16 protein-coding genes and 1 pseudogene are annotated in these 19194 nt (G+C 71.9%); 13 read left to right on the plus strand and 4 right to left on the minus strand.

Annotation, left to right across the window (positions count from 1 at the left end; genetic code table 11):
• Position 1: 1 nt before the first annotated feature.
• The 3 genes from CRYAR_RS42020 to CRYAR_RS42030 all read left to right on the plus strand — a co-directional run bounded on the left by CRYAR_RS42020 (position 2) and on the right by CRYAR_RS42030 (position 5563).
• Positions 2–2017 (plus strand): GTPase family protein, encoded by a 2016-nt coding sequence (locus CRYAR_RS42020; RefSeq protein WP_169745162.1) that lies wholly within the window; start codon positions 2–4, stop codon positions 2015–2017.
• Complete coding sequence (locus CRYAR_RS44430; RefSeq protein WP_051571808.1) at positions 2017–4986, plus strand: GTPase; 2970 nt, start codon at positions 2017–2019, stop codon at positions 4984–4986. Before CRYAR_RS42020 ends, CRYAR_RS44430 begins: the two co-directional genes overlap by 1 nt.
• Before the next feature lie 109 nt (positions 4987–5095).
• On the plus strand, positions 5096–5563 hold the full coding sequence (locus CRYAR_RS42030; protein WP_035859568.1) for a Dps family protein: 468 nt from the start codon (positions 5096–5098) through the stop codon (positions 5561–5563).
• A gap of 185 nt (positions 5564–5748) precedes the next feature.
• On the opposite strand, the gene CRYAR_RS42035 is transcribed toward CRYAR_RS42030, so the two are convergent.
• The gene (locus CRYAR_RS42035) at positions 5749–6297 is read right to left on the minus strand and encodes a TetR family transcriptional regulator (RefSeq protein WP_035870076.1); all 549 of its coding nucleotides are present in this window, start codon (positions 6295–6297) and stop codon (positions 5749–5751) included.
• Entirely contained in the window at positions 6281–7351 is a 1071-nt protein-coding gene (locus CRYAR_RS42040) for a class I SAM-dependent methyltransferase (RefSeq protein WP_281174671.1), read from the minus strand. The genes CRYAR_RS42035 and CRYAR_RS42040 overlap by 17 nt, the downstream gene beginning before the upstream one ends.
• Positions 7352–7433: 82 nt before the next feature.
• Here CRYAR_RS42040 and CRYAR_RS42045 point away from each other — a divergent pair, with 82 nt between their 5' ends.
• From CRYAR_RS42045 to CRYAR_RS42055, 3 genes are all read left to right on the plus strand, one after another.
• The gene (locus CRYAR_RS42045; protein WP_035859570.1) at positions 7434–8273 is read left to right on the plus strand and encodes a phosphoribosylaminoimidazolesuccinocarboxamide synthase; all 840 of its coding nucleotides are present in this window, start codon (positions 7434–7436) and stop codon (positions 8271–8273) included.
• Between the two features lie 5 nt (positions 8274–8278).
• Positions 8279–8914: a DsbA family oxidoreductase gene (locus tag CRYAR_RS42050; protein WP_035859574.1), complete on the plus strand. Its 636-nt coding sequence runs from the start codon at positions 8279–8281 to the stop codon at positions 8912–8914.
• Positions 8915–8995: 81 nt separating this feature from the next.
• On the plus strand, positions 8996–9412 hold the full coding sequence (locus CRYAR_RS42055; RefSeq protein WP_035859579.1) for a hypothetical protein: 417 nt from the start codon (positions 8996–8998) through the stop codon (positions 9410–9412).
• On the opposite strand, the gene CRYAR_RS44435 is transcribed toward CRYAR_RS42055, so the two are convergent.
• Complete coding sequence (locus tag CRYAR_RS44435; RefSeq protein WP_157018524.1) at positions 9413–10075, minus strand: hypothetical protein; 663 nt, start codon at positions 10073–10075, stop codon at positions 9413–9415.
• A 290-nt stretch (positions 10076–10365) separates the two neighbouring features.
• On the opposite strand from CRYAR_RS44435, the gene pdhA reads away from it, so the two are divergent.
• The 7 genes and pseudogenes from pdhA (at position 10366) to CRYAR_RS42090 (ending at position 18780) form a co-directional block, all read left to right on the plus strand.
• The gene (pdhA, locus tag CRYAR_RS42065; protein ID WP_084701662.1) at positions 10366–11547 is read left to right on the plus strand and encodes a pyruvate dehydrogenase (acetyl-transferring) E1 component subunit alpha; all 1182 of its coding nucleotides are present in this window, start codon (positions 10366–10368) and stop codon (positions 11545–11547) included.
• On the plus strand, positions 11544–12527 hold the full coding sequence (locus CRYAR_RS42070; RefSeq protein ID WP_035859583.1) for a transketolase C-terminal domain-containing protein: 984 nt from the start codon (positions 11544–11546) through the stop codon (positions 12525–12527). Before pdhA ends, CRYAR_RS42070 begins: the two co-directional genes overlap by 4 nt.
• Before the next feature lie 9 nt (positions 12528–12536).
• A complete protein-coding gene (locus CRYAR_RS50040; RefSeq protein WP_035859587.1) occupies positions 12537–14498 on the plus strand; it encodes a dihydrolipoamide acetyltransferase family protein in 1962 nt (653 codons plus the stop codon).
• 195 nt (positions 14499–14693) lie between these two features.
• Positions 14694–14831 carry a hypothetical protein gene (locus CRYAR_RS48335; protein WP_169745163.1) on the plus strand — a complete coding sequence of 46 codons (138 nt, stop codon included), beginning with the start codon at positions 14694–14696 and terminating at the stop codon, positions 14829–14831.
• Between the two features lie 457 nt (positions 14832–15288).
• Positions 15289–15597: pseudogene (locus CRYAR_RS51430) on the plus strand (hypothetical protein); the annotation flags it as partial.
• 1060 nt (positions 15598–16657) lie between these two features.
• The gene (locus CRYAR_RS42085; protein WP_035859593.1) at positions 16658–16927 is read left to right on the plus strand and encodes an LppU/SCO3897 family protein; all 270 of its coding nucleotides are present in this window, start codon (positions 16658–16660) and stop codon (positions 16925–16927) included.
• A gap of 5 nt (positions 16928–16932) precedes the next feature.
• Positions 16933–18780 (plus strand): NHL domain-containing thioredoxin family protein, encoded by a 1848-nt coding sequence (locus tag CRYAR_RS42090; RefSeq protein ID WP_035859600.1) that lies wholly within the window; start codon positions 16933–16935, stop codon positions 18778–18780.
• A 48-nt stretch (positions 18781–18828) separates the two neighbouring features.
• Here the strand turns inward: CRYAR_RS42090 and CRYAR_RS42095 are convergent, their stop codons facing one another.
• On the minus strand, positions 18829–19062 hold the full coding sequence (locus tag CRYAR_RS42095; protein ID WP_035870084.1) for a DUF6458 family protein: 234 nt from the start codon (positions 19060–19062) through the stop codon (positions 18829–18831).
• Positions 19063–19194 lie beyond the last annotated feature (132 nt).

Genomic DNA, 19194 nt, shown 5'->3' on the forward strand with positions numbered 1-19194 from the left:
GGTGACGACCGACGAGGGTGTACATGCCACCTCGTGGCCGGCAGTACCCACCGCGGGGGGCGTCGCGGATCGGTTGATCTCGCCGTTACGAGCTCTCCGGGCCGGCCTCGACGAGGTTCGTTCCGGGCTGCCGCTGCGCGGCAGTGAGGACGCCGCCGCGGTGGCGTCCGGCCTGGCCGACCAGATCGACGACTACCTGCTGCCCCGGCTCTCGCACCCGGGGACGCCGCCGGTGCTGGTGATCGGCGGCTCCACCGGCGGCGGCAAGTCGACGCTGCTCAACACGCTCGTGGGCGCACCGATCAGCCCCGCCGGCGTGCTGCGTCCCACCACGCGCTCGGCCGTGCTCGTCTGCCATCCCGACGACCACGCCACGTTCGTCTCCGGCGGCCCGGTCCCGGGGCTGCCCCGCACGGCGGACGGCGCACCGGGCACGGTGCGTGTCCGGTCGACCGAAGCGGTGCCGCCCGGCCTCGCGCTCGTCGACGCGCCCGACGTCGACTCGGTCGTGGCCGAGAACCGGCAGCTGGCCGTCCGGCTGCTCGGCGCCGCCGACCTGTGGATCTTCGTCACCACCGCGGCCCGCTACGCCGACGCGGTGCCGTGGGACCTGCTCCGCGGCGCGGTGGCCAGGGGTGCCGCGGTCGCGATCGTGCTGTCCCGGGTCAACCACCTGGCGCACGCGACGGTCAGCACGCACCTGCGCGAGATGCTGCGCGCCGAGGGGCTCGGCGCCGCGCCGCTCTTCGTCATCGAGCAGGTCGCTCTAGAGGAGCACGGCCTGCTACCGGAGCAGGCCGTGCGGTCGCTGCGGATGTGGACCGGCCGCATCAGCGCGTCGGAGGAGCAGCGCACGACGATCGTCCGGCAGACGCTCACCGGGGCGATCGCGGCGGTCCGCGACCGGGTCGACACGGTGGCCGACGCCACCAAGGCCCAGCAGGGTGCCGTCACGACGTTGCGGGGGCAGATCGGCCAGGCCTACGCGGCGGCCGAGGCCCGGTTGCGTGCGTCGGTGGAAGATGGGGTCCTGTTCCGGGGCGACGTCGTCGGCCGCTGGCAGGAGTACGCCGGCAACGGCGGTCTGGCCGCGATCCTCGACGCGCGGTCGGGCAGCAAGAGCGGTGTGCTGAGCGGCCAGGCCTCGATCCGGGCGGCCCGGATCAGGGCGGGGCTGGTCGGCGGGGTCGTCCGCCTCTTCACGTCGGTCGCCGACGAGGCGGCGGCCGAGCTGGTCGCCGCGTGGCGGACGAATCCCGGCGGGGCGGCCGCCGCCGAAGCGGTCACCGAGCGTGCGTCCGCGGAGGCCGCGAAGAAGGCCGAGGACGCCACCAGGGCGTGGCTCGACGGCGTGGACGCGTCGATCGCCCGCGCCGACGGGAGCATGCGGGCCGGGGTGGTGCCGGTCGTCGTCTCCGCCGCTCTGCAGGACGGCACGCTGCCGGTCGGGCGGGAAGTGGACGTGGCCGGCGGCACCGTGACGCTCTCGGCCGAGCTGCTGGCCGAGGTCTTCGAGGACGAGGGCGTGCGGGCGGCCGGGCGGACCGCGCGCGCCGATCTGCTCGACCGGCTGGCCACCGCGCTGGCGTCGGAACAGCACCGGTTCGCCGCGCGCCTCGACGAGCTCGACCCGCCGATCGGGCTGGCCGACCGGCTCCGGGATGCCGCCCGGGCCATCGACCGCAACCGCTCGGTCGTCGATCAGCTCTTCGCCGATCCGTCCACGCTCGATCTGCGCCCGAATCCGAGCCCGGCCGCGCGGGATCTGTCAGAGCTCCCGTCGACGGAGACGTTGCAGGCGGTAGCGGCCGCGCTGCGTCCCTCGACGACGTTCGACCTACGACCGGCGCCCGACGACACCGCGAGCGACTCCTCAGACGCGACGAGTAGCGAAGCATCCGCCGAAATGACCGAAAACCCAGCCGAGCCTGTGGACAGGGCACCGGCCGTGCCGACGGCGGCTAACGTCGACCCCGACGACACACCGGAGCCCGACGACTCGCCGAAGGGATCGTGATGAGCCGACCGTCCGCCGCGGACGAGCTGCCCTCGATCGCCGCGCGCCTGACGTCGCTCGAGCGCGTGATGGGCGTGGTCGACAGCCGCGTGGACGACAACGCGTTAAGGTCCGCCCGCGATGTCACCCGCCAGATCACCGAGCGGATGTCGCTCTCCCCGGCCCACACGGTCGTCGCGCTCGCCGGGGCCACCGGCAGCGGCAAGTCGTCGATCTACAACGCGCTCGCCGGCCTCGACCTGTCCGAGGTCGGCGTCCGCCGTCCGGTGACGAACGCGCCCCACGCCTGCGTCTGGGGGCCCGACGGCGCCGGCCCGCTGCTCGACTGGTTGAGCATCCCGTACGACAACCGCACCGGCCGGGAGAGCGCGCTCGACGCCGATTCCCAGGCCGAGCTCCGCGGCCTGGTCCTGCTCGACCTGCCCGACCACGACTCCACCCAGCTGGCCCACCGCCTCGAGGTCGACCGGCTGGTGGAGCTCGTCGATCTGCTGGTCTGGGTTCTCGATCCGCAGAAGTACGCGGACGAGGCCGTGCACTCGCGGTACCTGCGCCGCCTGTCCCGGCACGCCGGTGTCACGCTCGTGGTGCTCAACCAGGTCGACATGCTCAGCAGCGCGGAGACCGAGGCGTGCCTGGCCGACGTCCGCAGGCTGCTCGACGCCGACGGGCTGCGCGGTGTGCCGCTGGTGCCGCTCTCGGCGCTGCGCGGCGACGGCATGCCCGAGCTGAAAGACCGCATCACCGCCACCGTGTCGTCCCGCCAGGCCGCGGTGCGTCGGCTCGCCGCCGACCTCGACACCGTGGCCGACGAACTCGCGCCGCTGGCCGGGCCGGAGGTTCGCGAAGGCGTCGACCGTGCCGCGGCCAAGCGCCTGTACACGACGCTGGCCGAGGCCGCAGGCGTCGGTGCCGTCGGCGAGGCGGTCGAGCGGGGCTTCAAGTTCACCGCGAGCCGCAGCTTCGGCTGGCCGTTGATCCACTGGTTCGGCCGGACGAAGTCCGATCCGCTGGCACCGCTGCGTGAGAACGCCACCAAGACGCGACGCCGCACGACCGCGCGGCCGGCCGTGCTGCACCCGGTGCAGCTCCCCGCGGTCGAGGAGTCGCTCCGCCTCCTCGCCGACGAGACAGCCGAGGCGCTGCCCGATCCGTGGCCGCGGCTCGTGCACCGCGCGGCCCGCTCCGAGATCGATCAGCTGCCCGACGCGCTCGATCGGGCGGTCGCCACCGCCGACCTGGGGCTCGCCCGCCGTCCGCTGTGGTGGTGGGGGTACCGGGCGGTCCAGTACCTGATGGTGTTGGCGCTGCTCGGCGGCCTGGCGTGGACGCTGGGGCTGGCCATCGCGGCCGCGGTCGGCGACGCCCTCGAGGTCGGCGACCTGGTGGTGCCGCTGACGCTGCTGTTCGGTGGGCTGGTGCTGGGCCCCGTCCTGCACGTGGTCGGCATGATCGTGGCGCGGCGAGGCGCGCGGCAGGCTCGTCTCCGGGCCGAGCAGGCCGTGCTCGACGCGGTCACCACGGTTGCCCGCGATCGGGTGCTGGGTCCGGTGCGAGCCGAACTCAGCGCCTACGCGCAGGTGCGCGACGCGCTGCTCGAGTTCGGCATCTCCACCGGCTTAGATACCGCGCCCGCTGCGGAATCCGGCCCGGACGTCGAGGCGGAGGCGCCGAGTGGGTTGGGGCCGCTCCCGCCGGCGTCGAACTATCCGGACCCGTTCGAGCGCCCGGCCGCCCACCCGGCGCCGGACACGACCACTGAGCGGCCCGGTCTGGTCGGTCCCCGGCCCGTCCGGCCGAGCACGATGTTCTCCGAGGCGGCCTCGACGAGCGCCCCGACACCTTCCGGCGCCGTCGAGCCGGAGACGGGACAGGCGATGACCCACTCGACCCCGCCCGGCAATCCCGACCGCCCGGCTTCCCCACCGCCGCCCGAGCCCGATCGTCCGCTGTCCGAGCCTGATCGTCCGCTGTCCGGTGCTGGTCGCTCCGAGACGTCGCGGCCGGCCGCGCCGGGATGGGCGGGAAGTGTCCCTCCGCCGCCGCGCCCCGACGCCGTGCGTCGCGGCGCGATCCCCCCGGCCCCGGCGACGCCTCCGGTCGCGCCCGGGTTACGTCCGTTCCCGGGCGCGAACACTCCCCCGCCACCGGTGGGGTCCCCGCCGATTCCGGGCCTGCCGCGCCCCGGCACTCCGATCTCGTCTCCTTCGAGGTCCGGGCAGCCGAACGCCGGCTTCCCGACCCAACGCCCGGGCGGCTCCTCACCTGAGCGTTCGGGTTCCGACTCGCTGACCGCGCGCCCGACGTCTCCGGGTCGTCCCGGCGGGGATCCGTCGGCGCTACGACCCGGCGATCCGTCCGCGCTACGACCCGGTGTGGATCCGTCGGCGGTGCGGCCCGGTGCGGATTCCGCTGCGGCACGGCCTGGCGACGGGGCGGCCTCGGGTCGGCTGGGCGCGGACTCGGCTGCTGCGCGGTTGGGCGCCCGGGCGGCGCGGGCCGGAGCCGAGCTGGACACGGCTCGTTCCGGCGCGGCGGAGGACGGGGGGCCGTCGCGGTCGCCGCACCTCCGTCGCAGCGGACCCAAGCTTCCCCCGGCGCCCCCGCCGCGCCCCGAGGTCGAAGCCGACCCCGAGGTGGTCTGGGCCCGCACCCGCCCGAACGCGCCCGCAGACGGGTACGCCCCCGGCGGCCCGTCGACTCGCGAGCCCGCCGACCGACCGTCTCGACGCTCCGATCCGTCCCGGCCCGACCCGGACACTGCCCCTTCTTCGGGATCCGAGGCACTGCGGGAAGACCAAGCGGAACAGTCCGGGCGCAAGGGCCTGCGCGGGTTCTTCAACCGACGCAAGGAGTCAGCCGACGTGGTCGACCGCTGGTGGGCAACCGCCGACGACGGCGACGACCCGTTCGGCCGCCCGTCCTCCGGCCCGTCCGACGACGATTCCCGAGTCCCCGGCCAGCGCTGAATTCCCGGGGCGCGCCTCGTTTCGTGTGACGTTCGAGCCAGTTTCCGCAGCTCCAGGCCGGTCACCTCTGTTAGGGACACGAAATATTCGCCCCTAGGAGGGATTCGATATGGGTACGCGTTCCACCGCCCTGGACGAAACCATCCGCTCCGAGGTGGGTCACCTCCTCGAAGGTGTCGCGGTCGATCTGATCGCCCTGTCGCTCAACCTGAAGCAGGCGCACTGGCACGTGCAGGGCGCCACCTTCAAGCAGGTCCACGAGCAGCTCGACGAGGTCCTCGCCGACGTCAGGACCTACTCCGACGACGCCGCCGAGCGGGCCGTCACGCTCGAGATCACCATCGACGGCCGCCCCGCCGCAGTGGCGAAGTCACCGGTCGCGGATTTCCGCACCGGTTGGCTCGACGCCCAGGAAACGATCGCGCTGGTAGCCGACGAGGTGGCCGCGGTCGCCGCCCGGGCTCGGGAGACGCTCCCCACGCTCGAGGAGAAGGACGCGGTCTCGCACGACCTGGTCGTGCAGATCGTCACGGGCTTGGAGAAGCACCTCTGGATGCTCCGCGCCCAGACGCGCTGACCCCCGAGGTTCGTCGAGCGCCGAACCGCACGAGGCGGGCCCCGAACACCGGGCGCCCGCCTCGCGGCATCTCGCCCGGCCCAACCAGGCGGTCGCAAAGGCCTCCGCCTGCCGCCACACCTCACGGCACCCCGACACAAGCGCCCTACCGCGCAGCCCCACCGCCGCGCAGCCCCACCGTGCGCCTACCGCCCCATCAGCCGGCGGACGATCTCCGCCACAGCGTTGACAAAAGCCTCGTTGTCCAGCTGCTCGTCCCACGCCGTCTGGACCAGCAGGCCCTGGTAGACCGCGATGAAGACGCGGATCAACGCATCCGGATCCATCCCGGGCGGCACCTGCCCCCGTACCGCCTCGCACGCCTGCTCGATCCCGTCTCGCGCGAGTGCTCGCAACTCCTCGGAGCGGACCGACTCGGCCCACACCTGCAGGGCCAGGCGCGCATCCGGCGCTTCCGGCGTACCGATCTCACGCAGCAGTTCCAGATACGCCCCGGCGCCGTCCCCGGAGGTCAACGCCGAAGCGCGGTGTGCGTGCCATTCGCGGACGATCTCGGTGATCATCTCGTCCTTGCTGGAGAAGTACCGGTACACCAGCCCGGCGCTGATCCCGCACTCCCGCACGATGTCCTGCATCGACGTGCGATGAAAGCCGTCCCGCGCGAAGCACGCGGCCGCCGCGTCGAGGATCTGCTGCCGCCGCGCCTGCAGATGCGCCTCACTCACCTTCGGCATGCGCACCCGCCCGCCCGATCCGGTTCTCCGTACCCCCGTCGGCCCGCACAGCCGATTCGCCCTCCGCACGCACAGCCACTGCCTCAGCCCCGCCCTCGGCGACATCAGCCCCGCCCTCGGCGACACCCGCCCGCACAGTCCCGCCTTCGGCGACACCCGCCGGTACGACCGCGTCTCCGGCCGCGCCCGACTGCGAAACGCCGCCCCCATCGTCGGCGCTCACGCGAACCCGCGCGATCCGGTAGAACTCCGCCGCCGTGTCCGGCCGTCCGTACAACCGCGCCACGTCCCGCGTCGAAACATCCTCCGCCAGCAACAACCCCCGCTCCTCCAAGTACCGCCCCAACAAAGCCGGATCGAACCCGAACGTCCACGGCTCCCCCACCGCCGTGACCGCCCCGCGCCAGGCATCCGCCACCCCGGCGTCCAGCGCCACCCGGTCGACGTACGTGAAAATCACCTCGCTACCCGCAGGCAACGCCCCGCCGAGGTACCGGAGCATCTCGTCGACGGCCGCCTCGGTGAGGTAGTTCGTCACGCCCTCCCACACCACCACGGTTCGCGCCGAGGAGGAGAAGCCCGCCGAAACCAGCGCCGCCGCCAACGAGTCGCGAAGGAAATCCAACGGCACGAAGCGGACGTCGTCCCGCCCGTGTCCCGTCACGACCTGCTTCTTCACCGCCTGGGTCGCCGGATGATCGACCTCGAACACGTCGACGTACTCCAGCGCCGGAAGCCGGTGCGCGCGGCTGTCGAACCCGGCCCCCAACACGAGCGCCTGCCGAGCGCCCCGGCGGACGGCATCGCCGACCCAGTCGTCGATCAACCGGGTCCGAACCACCGCGGACGCGCGCGGGCCGCCCCACCGGAAGTCGATGTAGCGCTCCAACCGCCGCCCGACGGGCCGGAACCGGGCCGCCCACACCGCCGCTCGGTAGCCGCGCGGAAGGAACAGCCGGGCGTACGAATCGTGGAACAGGCCGTCCCGGCGCGCCGACTCCAGCGCACGGAACAGCGCCACGTGAACCGCGGTCCTACTACCGGTAGCCAGCACCGACCCAGAATAATGAATGAACGTCCATTTTTATAGTCCTGCACTAGCCTCAAGGAGCAACTAGCGACGAGAGGGACGGACCGTGGAGCTACTTCATTCCGGCAAGGTTCGGGACGTCTACCTGGACGGAGACGACCTGATCCTGGTGGCGTCCGACCGCGTGTCGGTCTACGACGTCGTGCTCCCCACGCCGATCCCCGACAAGGGTGCGATCCTCACCCAGCTCTCGCTCTGGTGGTTCGACCAGCTTCACGACGTGGTCCCGAACCACGTCATCAGCACTGACGTCCCCACCCGGTGGGCCGGCCGCGCGATCCGCTGCCGTCGTCTGCGCATGGCTCCGGTGGAGTGCGTCGCCCGGGGCTACCTCACCGGTGGCGGGCTCACCGAGTACCAGCAGACCAGGACGGTGTCCGGGATCGAGTTGCCGCCCGGCCTGGTCGACGGCGACAAACTGCCGGAACCGATCTTCACCCCGTCCACGAAGGCGACCGAGGGCCACGACGAGCCGATCTCGTTCGACGAGGTCCAGAACATCGTCGGCGCGGACGAGGCGAACCGGCTGCGCGACCTCACGCTCGAGATCTACCGGCGCGGTGCCGACCTGGCCGCCGAGCGGGGCATCATCGTCGCCGACACCAAGGTCGAGTTCGGCTGGGCACCCGACGGAACGCTCGTGCTCGCCGACGAGGTCCTCACGTCGGACTCGTCACGCTTCTGGCCCCGGGACGAGTGGGAGCCCGGCCGCCCGCAGCGCTCGTACGACAAGCAGTTCGTCCGCGACTGGGCGACGAGCACCGGGTGGAACAAGCAGCCGCCCGCACCGGAGATCCCCGACGACATCGTCAAGGCCACCCAGGCCCGGTACGTCGAAGGCTACGAGCGCCTGACCGGGAATAAGTGGTTGAACGGGCAACTATAGCTGTCATGCGTGTAGACATCTGGTCGGACATCGGCTGCCCCTGGTGCTACGTCGGCAAGCGCCGGTTCGAGAACGCGCTCGCCGCGTTCGAGCACCGCGACGACGTCGAGGTGGTCTATCACTCGTTCGAGCTCGACCCGAGCCATCCGACCGACAAGACCGTGCCGGTCACCGAGATGCTCATCGGCAAGTTCGGGATGCCGAAGGCCCAGGTGGAGGCGGCGGAGAAGCGTCTCGAGGACACCGCGGCCGCCGAAGGGCTCGCCTACGACCACGGTCGGCACGCCGGCAACACGTTCGACTTCCACCGCCTCGCGCATTGGGCCGCCGAGCAAGGGAATCAGCAGGAACTGCTCGACCACGCCTACGCCGTGCACTTCGGTGAGGCGAAGTCCGTGCACACGGTCGACGCGCTGGTCGAGCTCGCCGCAGGCGCCGGGCTCGACCCGGACCGGGCTCGAGAGGTCCTCAACGACAAAACCCGGTACGCCGACGCCGTGCGCGCCGACGAGAGCCAGGCACGTGAGCTCGGGATCAGCGGCGTGCCGTTCTACGTCCTCGACATGAAGTACGGCGTCTCCGGGGCCCAGCCCACCGAGGTGTTCGCGGAGGCGCTGGCAACGGCCCACGGCCGCTCCTAACCCCTGTTACCAGGAGTGATAGTCGAACGGACGTGAGTGTCTCCTTGCCCCGGCTCACCGGTCGGGGTCAAGGTTGACCTCATGGACCCGCATCTCATGGCGACGCTGCATCGCGTCGCCGCCTCCGGTGGCCCGGTGATCGTGGCCGCCGCGGGCACCGAGAGCTGGGCCGCGGTGAAGAACCAGTTCGTCAAGATCCTCGGACACGGTCACCGCGGCCGCGAGGAGGTCCAGTCGGAGCTCCTCGAGGAAACCAACCAGGCGATCGCGCACGCACCCGCAGGCCTGGTCGATCAGGTCACCCACGACCAGCAGAGCCGCGCGCAACAACTGCTGCTCCAGGCGATGCTCGTGGACCCGTCCGTCTCCGAGGACCTGGAGAAGCTGGTCGCGGAGCTGAGCCCGCCGCCGGACGACGACGAGGAGCCGGCACCCGAACCGCCGAGCAACCGCCCGCCCGTGCTGCGGCCACGCATCCTCGGCGCGCCATGGGCCTGATCAGCGCCCGGGCGCACCGGATCCGGACGGCGTGGGCGTCGGCGTCGGTGTAGGTGTGGGCGACGCGGACGGGGTGACCGGCACCGGTCCGGGCCGAACCCGCACCCGCCCCACCGCCGGCCGCCGTCCGTCGGCGGGGTCCGCCGTACCAGCGGAGTCAGGCGCGGCGTCGGTAGGCCGTACCGACCCCTCCCCAGGGGACGCCGGCTCGGCCTCCGGCATCACCGCGCCCGACTCGCCGGGTCTCGGTGTCGTGTCGTCCATGCTCCAGAACTCCTCGTGCTCGCTCGCCCCGCCTCCGGCCTCGACCGGGGGCGGCTCCGACGTTTCGCCGGTCGGTTCGATCCGTGGTTCGGCCGACGCCGACGTCGACGCCGGCGCGGACGGGCCGGTCGCACGTGGCCGGCGTGGTCCGGGCTCCGACCAGCCGAACGCCGATTCACGCGACGGCCTCACCGAGCCCGCTCCGCCTTCCGGTAGCCGGTCGACACGGTCGGGCGCCGCGGCCCCGGATTCCAGCGGCGTGATGCGCACCAGGTCGACGCCGGCATTGGCGACGACGAGCAGCGCCGCGGTGGATCCGGTCGCCAGCGCACAGAGCGCGACCGCCCCGCCCCACTGGGCGCGACGACGGCGCGGAGAAGGGCGATACAGCGTCCGCATCACCACTCCTCCCCGCCGGCGACGGCAACCGTGCTGACCGTCCCATCGTCCGCTGCTCGCCCGCCGCCGGGCGAGCCTGGCACCCCCGGCGTTCGCCCAGGCTCCGCTGCCCGATCGGGGGACGGCACTGTTCACCAACGCGAAGTTCGGTAATGCTGACGACGAGGGCTACCTACGTCCTCGACGTACCGAACGCCCGTTGCCGACCGCGCCACCCCTGCGAGCGGCATCGGTATCGATCACCTCCGTGCGGTGACCCCGCCCCGGAGGGCACGAGCGAGGAGATCGGCATGTCCGAGTCCGCCCCCGAAACTTCCCGACCACTCGGCGAGGCCGCCGTGGCCGAGCGAGGCTTCGTCCAGTTGCTCACCCCAGAGGGCGAACGCGTTCACGACAGCGACTACGACGTCCACCTCACCGACGCCGAATACCGCGGCTTCTTCCGCGATCTGGTTCTCGTCCGGCGCGTCGACGCCGAAGCCACCGCACTCCAACGTCAGGGTCAACTCGGTCTCTGGGCCTCCCTGCTCGGCCAGGAGGCGGCTCAGATCGGCTCCGGTCGAGCCCTCCGCCCGCAGGACATGGCCTTCCCCACCTATCGCGAGCACGGCGTCGCCTGGTGCCGTGGCGTCGACCCGCTGCACGCGCTGCGCATGTTCCGGGGCGTCGACCTCGGCGCAGCCGACCCGCACGAGCACAACTTCGCGATGTACGCGATCGTCATCGGCGCCCAGTGCCTGCACGCCACCGGTTACGCGATGGGCATCCAGAAGGACGGCAAGGTCGGCGGCGGCGATGGCGAGGCCGTGATCGCCTATCTCGGCGACGGTGCGACCAGCCAGGGCGACGTCAACGAGGCGTTCGTCTGGGCCGCCGCGTTCGCCGCGCCGGTCGTCTTCTTCTGCCAGAACAACCAGTACGCGATCTCGGCTCCGACCGACCGGCAGACGCGGGTCCCGCTCTACCGGCGAGCGGCGGGTTTCGGCTTCCCCGGCGTCCGCGTCGACGGCAACGACGTGCTGGCCACCTACGCGGTGACCCGGCGCGCGCTCGACGACGCGCGGAGCGGTCAGGGTCCGTCGTTCATCGAGGCGTTCACCTACCGGATGGGCGCGCACACCACGTCCGACGACCCGACCCGCTACCGCATCGCGGCCGAGCTCGAAGAATGGCGGCTACGGGACCCGATCGAGCGGCTCCGCTCGTTCCTGGTCCGCCAGCAGGTCGTCGACCAATCGTTTTTCGAAGAGGTCGACGCGGAGGCCGACGCGCTCGCCGCGCGGGTGCGCGCCGGCTGCCTGGAAATGCCCGATCCGGAGGCCGCGCACCTGTTCAACCACGTTTATTCGGGTGAACATTCGGTGCTGAAAGAGCAACAGGAAGCGTTCGCGGCCTATCACTCGGAATTCCTACCTTCTGACGACGAAGTCGGGCGGAGTACCGTCCCCGGCCGGGAAGGGAGCCGTCGATGACGTCGATGACGCTGGCCAGGGCATTGAACGCCGGGCTGCGCAGCGCACTGGACACCGATTCGAAAACGCTGATCATGGGAGAGGACGTCGGACGGCTCGGAGGCGTTTTCCGAGTGACCGACGGTCTTCAGAAAGACTTCGGAGAGCATCGAGTAATCGATACACCGCTGGCGGAATCGGGCATTATCGGAACGGCGATCGGGCTCGCTATGCGGGGTTACCGACCGATCTGCGAAATTCAGTTCGACGGGTTCGTGTACCCGGCCTACGACCAGATCGTCAGCCAGCTCGCGAAGATCCACTACCGCTCGCAGGGCCAGGTGAAGCTGCCGGTCGTCGTCCGGATCCCGTTCGGTGGCGGAATCGGCGCGGTCGAGCACCACAGCGAGTCGCCCGAGGCCTACTTCGTCCACACCGCCGGGCTGAAGGTCGTGACCTGCTCGAACCCGGCCGACGGTTACACGATGATCCAGCAGGCGGTCGCATCCGACGACCCGGTGATCTTCTTCGAGCCGAAGCGGCGCTACTGGGAGAAGGGCGAGGTTCCCGACGAGGCGCCGCGGTCCGACTGGTACCCGCTGCACTCGACCCGGGTGGTGCGACCGGGTACCGACGCCACGCTCGTGGGGTACGGGCCGATGGTGCGCACGTTGCTCGAGAGTGCGGACGCGGCGGTGGAGGACGGACGTGACCTCGAGGTCATCGATCTGCGGACGCTGTCCCCGCTCGATCTGGAGCCGGTGTACGCGTCGGTGGAGCGCACCGGACGGCTGATCGTGGTGCACGAGGCGCCGTTCACGCTCGGGCTCGGGTCGGAGATCGCGGCGCGGGTCACCGAGCGGTGCTTCTACGCGCTGGAGGCTCCGGTGTTGCGAGTGACGGGGTACGACACGCCGTACCCGCCGTCTCGCCTGGAAGACGACTACCTGCCCGACCTCGACCGGGTTCTCGACGCGGTCGACCGCTCGTTCGAGTTCTGAGGAGACGGTATGGCGGACATTCGCACGTTCGACCTGCCTGACCTCGGCGAAGGGCTCACCGAGGGGGAGATCCTGCGCTGGCTGGTGGCTGCGGGGGACACGGTCACGCTGAACCAGCCGATCGTCGAGGTGGAGACCGCGAAGGCCGCGGTGGAGATCCCGTCGCCGTTCGCCGGGGTGGTGACCGTGCTCCACCACGAGGAGGGCACCACCGTGGAGGTCGGTTCGCCCCTCATCGCGATCGACACCGCCCCCGATGCGGCTTCCCCGCCGTCGTCGGTTCCCGGAGCCCATGCTGACGCCGATCAAGCCGCGCCTGCGCTCACCGCGCCCGACGCCGCTCCCGGAACCGCCGGGGTGGACGCGCCACTCGGAGCCGGCAGCGGTTCCGGTGGCGCTGGGGTGAGCGCGTCAGCAGGCGGAGGCGGCTCCACCGGGAGCGAATCTGTCGCGGGCGGGACCGCCGCGGGCAGGACCGCCGGGAGCGGGACCGTCGGGAGCGGGGCCGCCGGAGGCGGGGAGCCGGAGGGGGGCGGCTCGGGTGAGTCGGGTGGTGGCGAGGCGCCGGGTGGGCGTACGCCGGTGCTCGTGGGGTACGGGCCCCGCAGCGGTGGGCCGGCACGGCGACGGGCGCGCAGGCACGCCGCACCCGAGTCGGAGAACACCTCTCTCAGCGGCTCGGGTCTCAGCGGCGACCGCGCCGAACCGACCCCGGACGACACCCTCCCGCTGCTCCCGACGATCCCCGACGCGCTCGCCGCCGGGGCGAAACCGGTGCGGCACGGTGGTCTCGAGATGGGCCGGGCCGCCGAGCGGGCGGCCACCGCGGCCGGCACCGTCACCGCGCTGCCCACCGGTGGGGTCCACCGCGCGCACCCCACGATCACGGCCCGCCCCCGGGCGAAGCCTCCGGTGCGCAAACTGGCCCGCGACCTCGGCGTCGACCTGGCCACGATCTCGGCGACCGGCCCGGACGGCACCGTCACCCGCGACGACGTCCGCGCCGCGGCCGTGAGGGCCTCCACCGGTGCTCCGGCGGCGCTGTCACCCGACGCGGCACCGATCGGCGGGGCAGCACCGTTCGGCGGGGCAGCCACCGATCCAGCCTCGCCGACCTCCGCCGGAGCGGTGCCGGACAGCGGCGCGGCGCCGGACAGCGGCGCGATGCCTGGCAGCAGCGCGATGCCTGGCAGCGGCGCGGCGTCGGGCAGCAGTGCGGGGTCGGTGGAGAGCATCGGGGCGGGCGCGTTCCCGGGCGGGGTGCGCGAGCAGCGCGTCGCGGTGCGGGGAGTGCGCAAGTTGACCGCGGCGGCGATGGTCGACAGCGTGGCCACCGCGCCGCACGTCACCGAGTGGCTCACGGTCGACGTGACCAGGACGCTGCGCGCGGTCGAACGCCTCCGGGCGAACAGGAGCTTCGCGGACGTCCGCGTGAACCCGCTCCTGCTCGTCGCCAAGGCGGTGACCCTGGCGACCCGGCGCCACCCGGAGCTGAACTCCAGCTGGGTCGACGGCCCCGACGGCGCCGAGATCGTGCTCAAGGACTACGTGAACCTCGGCATCGCCGCCGCCACCCCGCGCGGACTGATGGTGCCGAACATCAAGGACGCCGGCCGACTCGGACTGCCCGAGCTCGCGGCGGCCCTCGATTCACTGGTCAGCGTGGCCAAGGCCGGTCGCACTCCCCCGGCCGACCTGGCCGGAGGCACGATCACGATCACGAACGTCGGGGTCTTCGGCGTCGACGCCGGAACGCCGATCCTCAACCCGGGCGAGGCCGCGATCCTCTGCGTCGGGCAGATCGCCGAGCGCCCCTGGGTGCACAAGGGTGTCGTGAAGCCGCGGTCGGTCTGTCAGCTCGCGCTGTCGTTCGATCACCGCATCGTCGACGGCGAGGGTGGGTCGAAGTTCCTGGCCGACGTCGGGCGGTTCCTCGAGGACCCGGAGGGCACCGCACTCGCCTGGTCGTAGCGACCCAGATCACAGCGCGTAACCCACACGGCGCCCCGTTCTCGTCCGATGACGAGTGCGGGGCGCCGCGCTGTGTCAGCTCGACGACCAGACCTCAGTGGGGCGTCTCACCGTAAGTTCGATGGAATATTCGCGCCCCTTGCCGCATTATTGAAGGCGTAGAGCTAATAACAGCGACGGAAAGAAGGTAGTACCGTGTCCACGTTTAGCCAGCGGTTCCGTGAGCGGCGCACTGCGCACCGTCGTGCCCGGGCCCTGGAGAGGGTTCTGGCACGGGTGCCGGACGGCACGATGCGCGACGAGATCCTCGAGATCGCGAGCCGGCAGAGCTAAGTCGGCGCGGCGGGCCTTGACCCCGCCGACGCGAGTCTCGACCGGTCGTGGGAGTGCGCCACGACCCTGAGCCCGGTGCCCCTCGAGGGCACCGGGTTTCGGCGTTTTTGACGCCAACGTGTAATAGGAGTTGCCGTGTTCGTACCCTGTCACCGGTTGACCCGATAGCGTCCCAAATCTCGGACCCGTATCCGCACCGGTGGAGGAGTCGCGCGATGACCGAGGGCACTCGCCCGCCTGAGCCGCAGTCCCCGGATCCGGAGGTGCCGCCCTCGTCCGGGCCTGGGGCTTCGGACACGCCCGCGGCGCCGTCGTCGGCTAAGAGGCCTCCTGCGCCCGAGCCGGACGATCCGGAGGCGACCCAGGTCATCCCGCCGAGGCCGGCCCAGACCCCCGCGCCCCCAGACCCTGCCGCTCCCGGTTCTACGGCCCCCGGCTCGGCAGCCCCCGGCTCCGCAGCTCCGAGCTCCGGGGTGCCCAGCTCCGGGGTGCCCAGCTCCGGGGCTCCGAGCTCTGGGGCTCCGGGCCCTGCCGCTTCGGGCTCTTCGGCCTCGGGCAGTGCGACCTCAGGCGCTGGGACTTCAGGCGCTGGGACTTCAGGCGCTGGGACTTCAGGCGCTGGAGCCCCGGGCACTGGAGCCCCGGGCACTGGAGCCCCGGGCACTGTGGGCGCGGCTTCTTCGGATTCGGGCCGCGCAGGTTCGGGGGCGGGGCCTACGGGCTCGACCTCGGCCGGCCAGGCTCAGACCGGCTCGACTCCGGCTGATTCCGAGGCGACTCAGGTGATCCCGCCTCCCGCCCAGGACTCGCGGGAAACCGTGCAGATCTCCACTCCGACATCGGCGCCTCCGGCCGCACCGCCATCGCCCGGACCGTCGACCGCCGGCTCCACCGCCGCGCAGTCGGAGCCCGCCGCAGCTCGGCCGACCTCCGGCGCTCCGAGCTCGGGCGCACCGAGCGGAACGACCCCCGCGACCCCATCCGTGTCCGGTCCACCCGGAACCTCCCGGCCGACCTCAGCCCCGCCCGTGTCCAGCCGACCCGTGTCCGGACCACCCGTGTCCAGCCCGTCTGGGACCTCGCGACCGACCTCAGCGCCGCCTTTGTCCAACCCGCCCGGGACCTCGCGGCCGACCTCGGCCCCACCCGTGTCCAGCCCGCCTGGGACCTCGCGACCGACCTCAGCGCCGCCTTTGTCCAGCCCGGCCGGGACCTCGCGGCCGACCTCGGCTCCGCCTGTGTCCGGTCCGCCCGGGGCAGGCGCACCGACTTCGGGTGGGCCTCGGCCGCCGGTGATCCCACCGGTGACGCCTCCGACCGCGCCTCCCCCGCCGACCCCCGGCACGCACCAACAACCTGCCGGCTCGGTCTACGGCGGCCCCCAACCCGGCACCATGCCACCCAGCTCGTTCCCACAACCTGGCCAGACGACGCAGCCCGGGCAAGCAACCCCCCAACCCGGCCAGCCCGAACCACACCTCGGCCAAGCCGGAACCCACCCCGGCCAAGCCGGAACCCACCCCGGCCAAGCCGGAACTCAGCCCGGCCAGCCCGGAACGCAGCCGGGCCACCCGGGACAGCCCGGTCACCCGGGACAACCCGGGCAGCCAGGTCAGCCCGGCCAACCCAACGCACAAGGCGGCTGGGCCGCCACCGGCACACCCCCACCCAGCACCGCGTACGGTCCGCCCCCGCAGGGCTACGCCGCTCCCGGCGCACGCCCCCCGGGCGCACCGCCCGTCCCCACCCCCGCCGCACCAGCCGGCCCCAAGAAGCCCTGGTACAAGCGCGGCCCGATCCTGGCCGGCGTCGTCGCCGCGATCGTCGTGCTGTTCCTCTGCGTCGGCGGCGCGCTCTGGGGCGCCAGCGCCGTGGTCGGCAGCGACTACTCGACCGGCAAATGCATCAAGCGCGAGGCCTCCGGCGACAAGGACCGCGCGATCCCGGTCGACTGCGGCACCGACGACTCCTACAAGATCATCGACCGCGCCAACGGCACGACGACCGTCGAGGACGGCTCCTGCCCGCCCGACACCACCGACGCGTTCGTCAACTTCAAGGACGAATACGTGCTCTGCCTGCGTAAAGAAGACTAGGACCCGTGACCAATCAAGCGTTCCGCGTCCGGGCCCCACAGCTCCAGGGTCGCGGCTGGCTGAACACCGCCGGCCGCGACCTGTCCCTGGCCGATCTGCGCGGCCGCATCGTCCTGCTCGACTTCTGGACGTTCTGCTGCATCAACTGCCTGCACGTGATCGACGAGCTCCGCCCGCTGGAGGAGGAGTTCGGCGACAAACTGGTCGTGGTCGGCGTCCATTCCCCGAAGTTCGAGCACGAGCGTGACCCGGAAGCACTCAAAGCCGCGATCGAGCGCTACGACGTCCCGCACGCGGTGCTCGACGACCCGGAGCTGCTCACCTGGCAGCAGTACGCGGCTCGCGCCTGGCCGACGCTTGCCGTCGTCGACCCCGAGGGTTATCTGGTCGCGAGCATGTCCGGTGAGGGCCACGCGGAGGGGCTCCGCCGCCTGATCGGCGAGCTGATCGAGCGGCACACCGCGAAGGGCACGCTGAGCACCGACGGCGTGCTGCCCGAGCGGACGAAGCGGGAAGACACCGAGCTTCGATTCCCCGGCAAGATCGCGCTCCTGCCCACCGGCAACTTCCTGGTCAGCGATTCCGCGCACCACTCGATCGTCGAGCTGGCCCAGGACGGCGAGACCGTCCTGCGACGCATCGGTGACGGCACCCGTGGCGCGGACGACGGTACGAACCCGCGGTTCTCCGAGCCCCAGGGCCTCTGCGTGCTGCCGGAGGACGTCGCGAAGGCCGTCGGCTACGACGTCGTCATCGCCGACACGGTGAACCACAAACTGCGCGCGCTCACCCTCGAAACGGGAAGCATCACGACTCTCGCCGGTACCGGCGAGATCTGGCGCGGAGCCCCCGGCGACCCGGTGGACATCCCCGAGGATCCCCGGGAAGCCCGCCTGAGCTCCCCGTGGGACGTGGCCTGGTACGAGCAGAGCGTCATCGTCGCGATGGCCGGCACCCATCAGCTCTGGTCCTTCGACCCCGTGACGAACCACCTCGCCGTCTACGCCGGCACGACCGTGGAGTCGCTCAAGGACGGCCCGAAGGACGAGGCCTGGTTCGCCCAGCCGTCCGGCCTGGCCACCGACGCGTCGAAGCTCTGGGTGGCCGACTCCGAGAGCTCGGCTCTGCGGTGGATCGAGAACGGCGAGGTCCACACCGCCGTCGGCAAGGGCCTGTTCGATTTCGGCGCGATGGACGGCAAGGCCGACGAGGCACTGTTCCAGCACCCGCTCGGCGTCGCGGTGCTGCCGGACGGCTCGATCGCGGTGTGCGACACCTACAACAACGCGATCCGACGCTACGACCCGACCACCGACGAGGTGTCCACGCTGGCCACCAACGTGCCCGAGCCGTCCGGGGCGGTCGTCGCCGACGGCACGCTCGTCGTCGTGGAATCCGCGGCCCACCGGGTGACCCGGCCGGTGCCACCGGGCGCCGCCCAGGAGATCGCACAGCAGCGGCACCGCACGAAGCGCCCACCGGTGGAGCTGAGCCCCGGGCCGATCCGGGTCGAGATCGTGTTCGAGCCGCCGGCCGGGCAGAAGCTGGACGACCGCTACGGCCCGTCCACCCGCCTGGAGATCTCGGCGAACCCGCCCACGCTGCTCGACGCGGGCGGGGGCGTCACGACCGAGCTCGAACGACGGATCACGCTGGCCGGTGACGAGAACGAGGCCGAGCCCTCCGAAGAGGGCGATGGCGTGTTGCAGGTGATCGCGCACGCGGCCAGCTGCGATGTGGAGGGTCCGAACCCGGCGTGCCACCTGAGCCGGCAGGACTGGGGTATCCCGATCCGCCTGGTGCCGGGCGCGCCGAGCGAACTCGTCCTCATGCTCCGGGGTGTGAACGCCTGAAAACGAGGAAGCCCCGACCGCGAACGGTCGGGGCTTCCTGGTGACGCCTTACAGCGGAGGCGGCGGCTGAGTCGGATCGTCGGTGTAGATCCGCTCCCGGTTCGTCGTGCTCGCGCGCTTACGCGGACCCCAGTAGAAGACGCTGATCAAGATCCCGACGACGCCGACGAACATCAGGATCCAGCCGACCGCCTGAAGGTTGATCCCCTGCAGGTCGACCGTGACGGCAAAGGCGAATATTGCGCCAAGGGCGATGAGGAAGAGCCCCGCGCCGATACCCATGTCGACCTCCCGGTCGTGTACGCCGGATGCCACGCGGCACCCCGGTTGCGTCGCCACGGGCCTCGTACCCGGCAGAGGCCCACCCGACACACGAATCACACACCCGTGTGAACGGGCCCGACGCTACTCCAA

This window comes from Cryptosporangium arvum DSM 44712 (genome assembly GCF_000585375.1).
GTDB lineage: Bacteria > Actinomycetota > Actinomycetes > Mycobacteriales > Cryptosporangiaceae > Cryptosporangium > Cryptosporangium arvum.

Bases quoted from the DNA above. Each gene is read 5' to 3' on its own strand.
- CRYAR_RS44430 (WP_051571808.1), top strand. From the start codon at position 2,017: ATGAGCCGACCGTCCGCCGCGGACGAGCTGCCCTCGATCGCCGCGCGC.
- CRYAR_RS42030 (WP_035859568.1), top strand. From the start codon at position 5,096: ATGGGTACGCGTTCCACCGCCCTGGACGAAACCATCCGCTCCGAGGTG.
- CRYAR_RS42035 (WP_035870076.1), bottom strand. From the start codon at position 6,297: ATGCCGAAGGTGAGTGAGGCGCATCTGCAGGCGCGGCGGCAGCAGATC.
- CRYAR_RS42050 (WP_035859574.1), top strand. From the start codon at position 8,279: ATGCGTGTAGACATCTGGTCGGACATCGGCTGCCCCTGGTGCTACGTC.
- CRYAR_RS42055 (WP_035859579.1), top strand. From the start codon at position 8,996: ATGGACCCGCATCTCATGGCGACGCTGCATCGCGTCGCCGCCTCCGGT.
- CRYAR_RS44435 (WP_157018524.1), bottom strand. From the start codon at position 10,075: ATGCGGACGCTGTATCGCCCTTCTCCGCGCCGTCGTCGCGCCCAGTGG.
- pdhA (WP_084701662.1), top strand. From the start codon at position 10,366: ATGTCCGAGTCCGCCCCCGAAACTTCCCGACCACTCGGCGAGGCCGCC.
- CRYAR_RS42070 (WP_035859583.1), top strand. From the start codon at position 11,544: ATGACGTCGATGACGCTGGCCAGGGCATTGAACGCCGGGCTGCGCAGC.
- CRYAR_RS50040 (WP_035859587.1), top strand. From the start codon at position 12,537: ATGGCGGACATTCGCACGTTCGACCTGCCTGACCTCGGCGAAGGGCTC.
- CRYAR_RS42095 (WP_035870084.1), bottom strand. From the start codon at position 19,062: ATGGGTATCGGCGCGGGGCTCTTCCTCATCGCCCTTGGCGCAATATTC.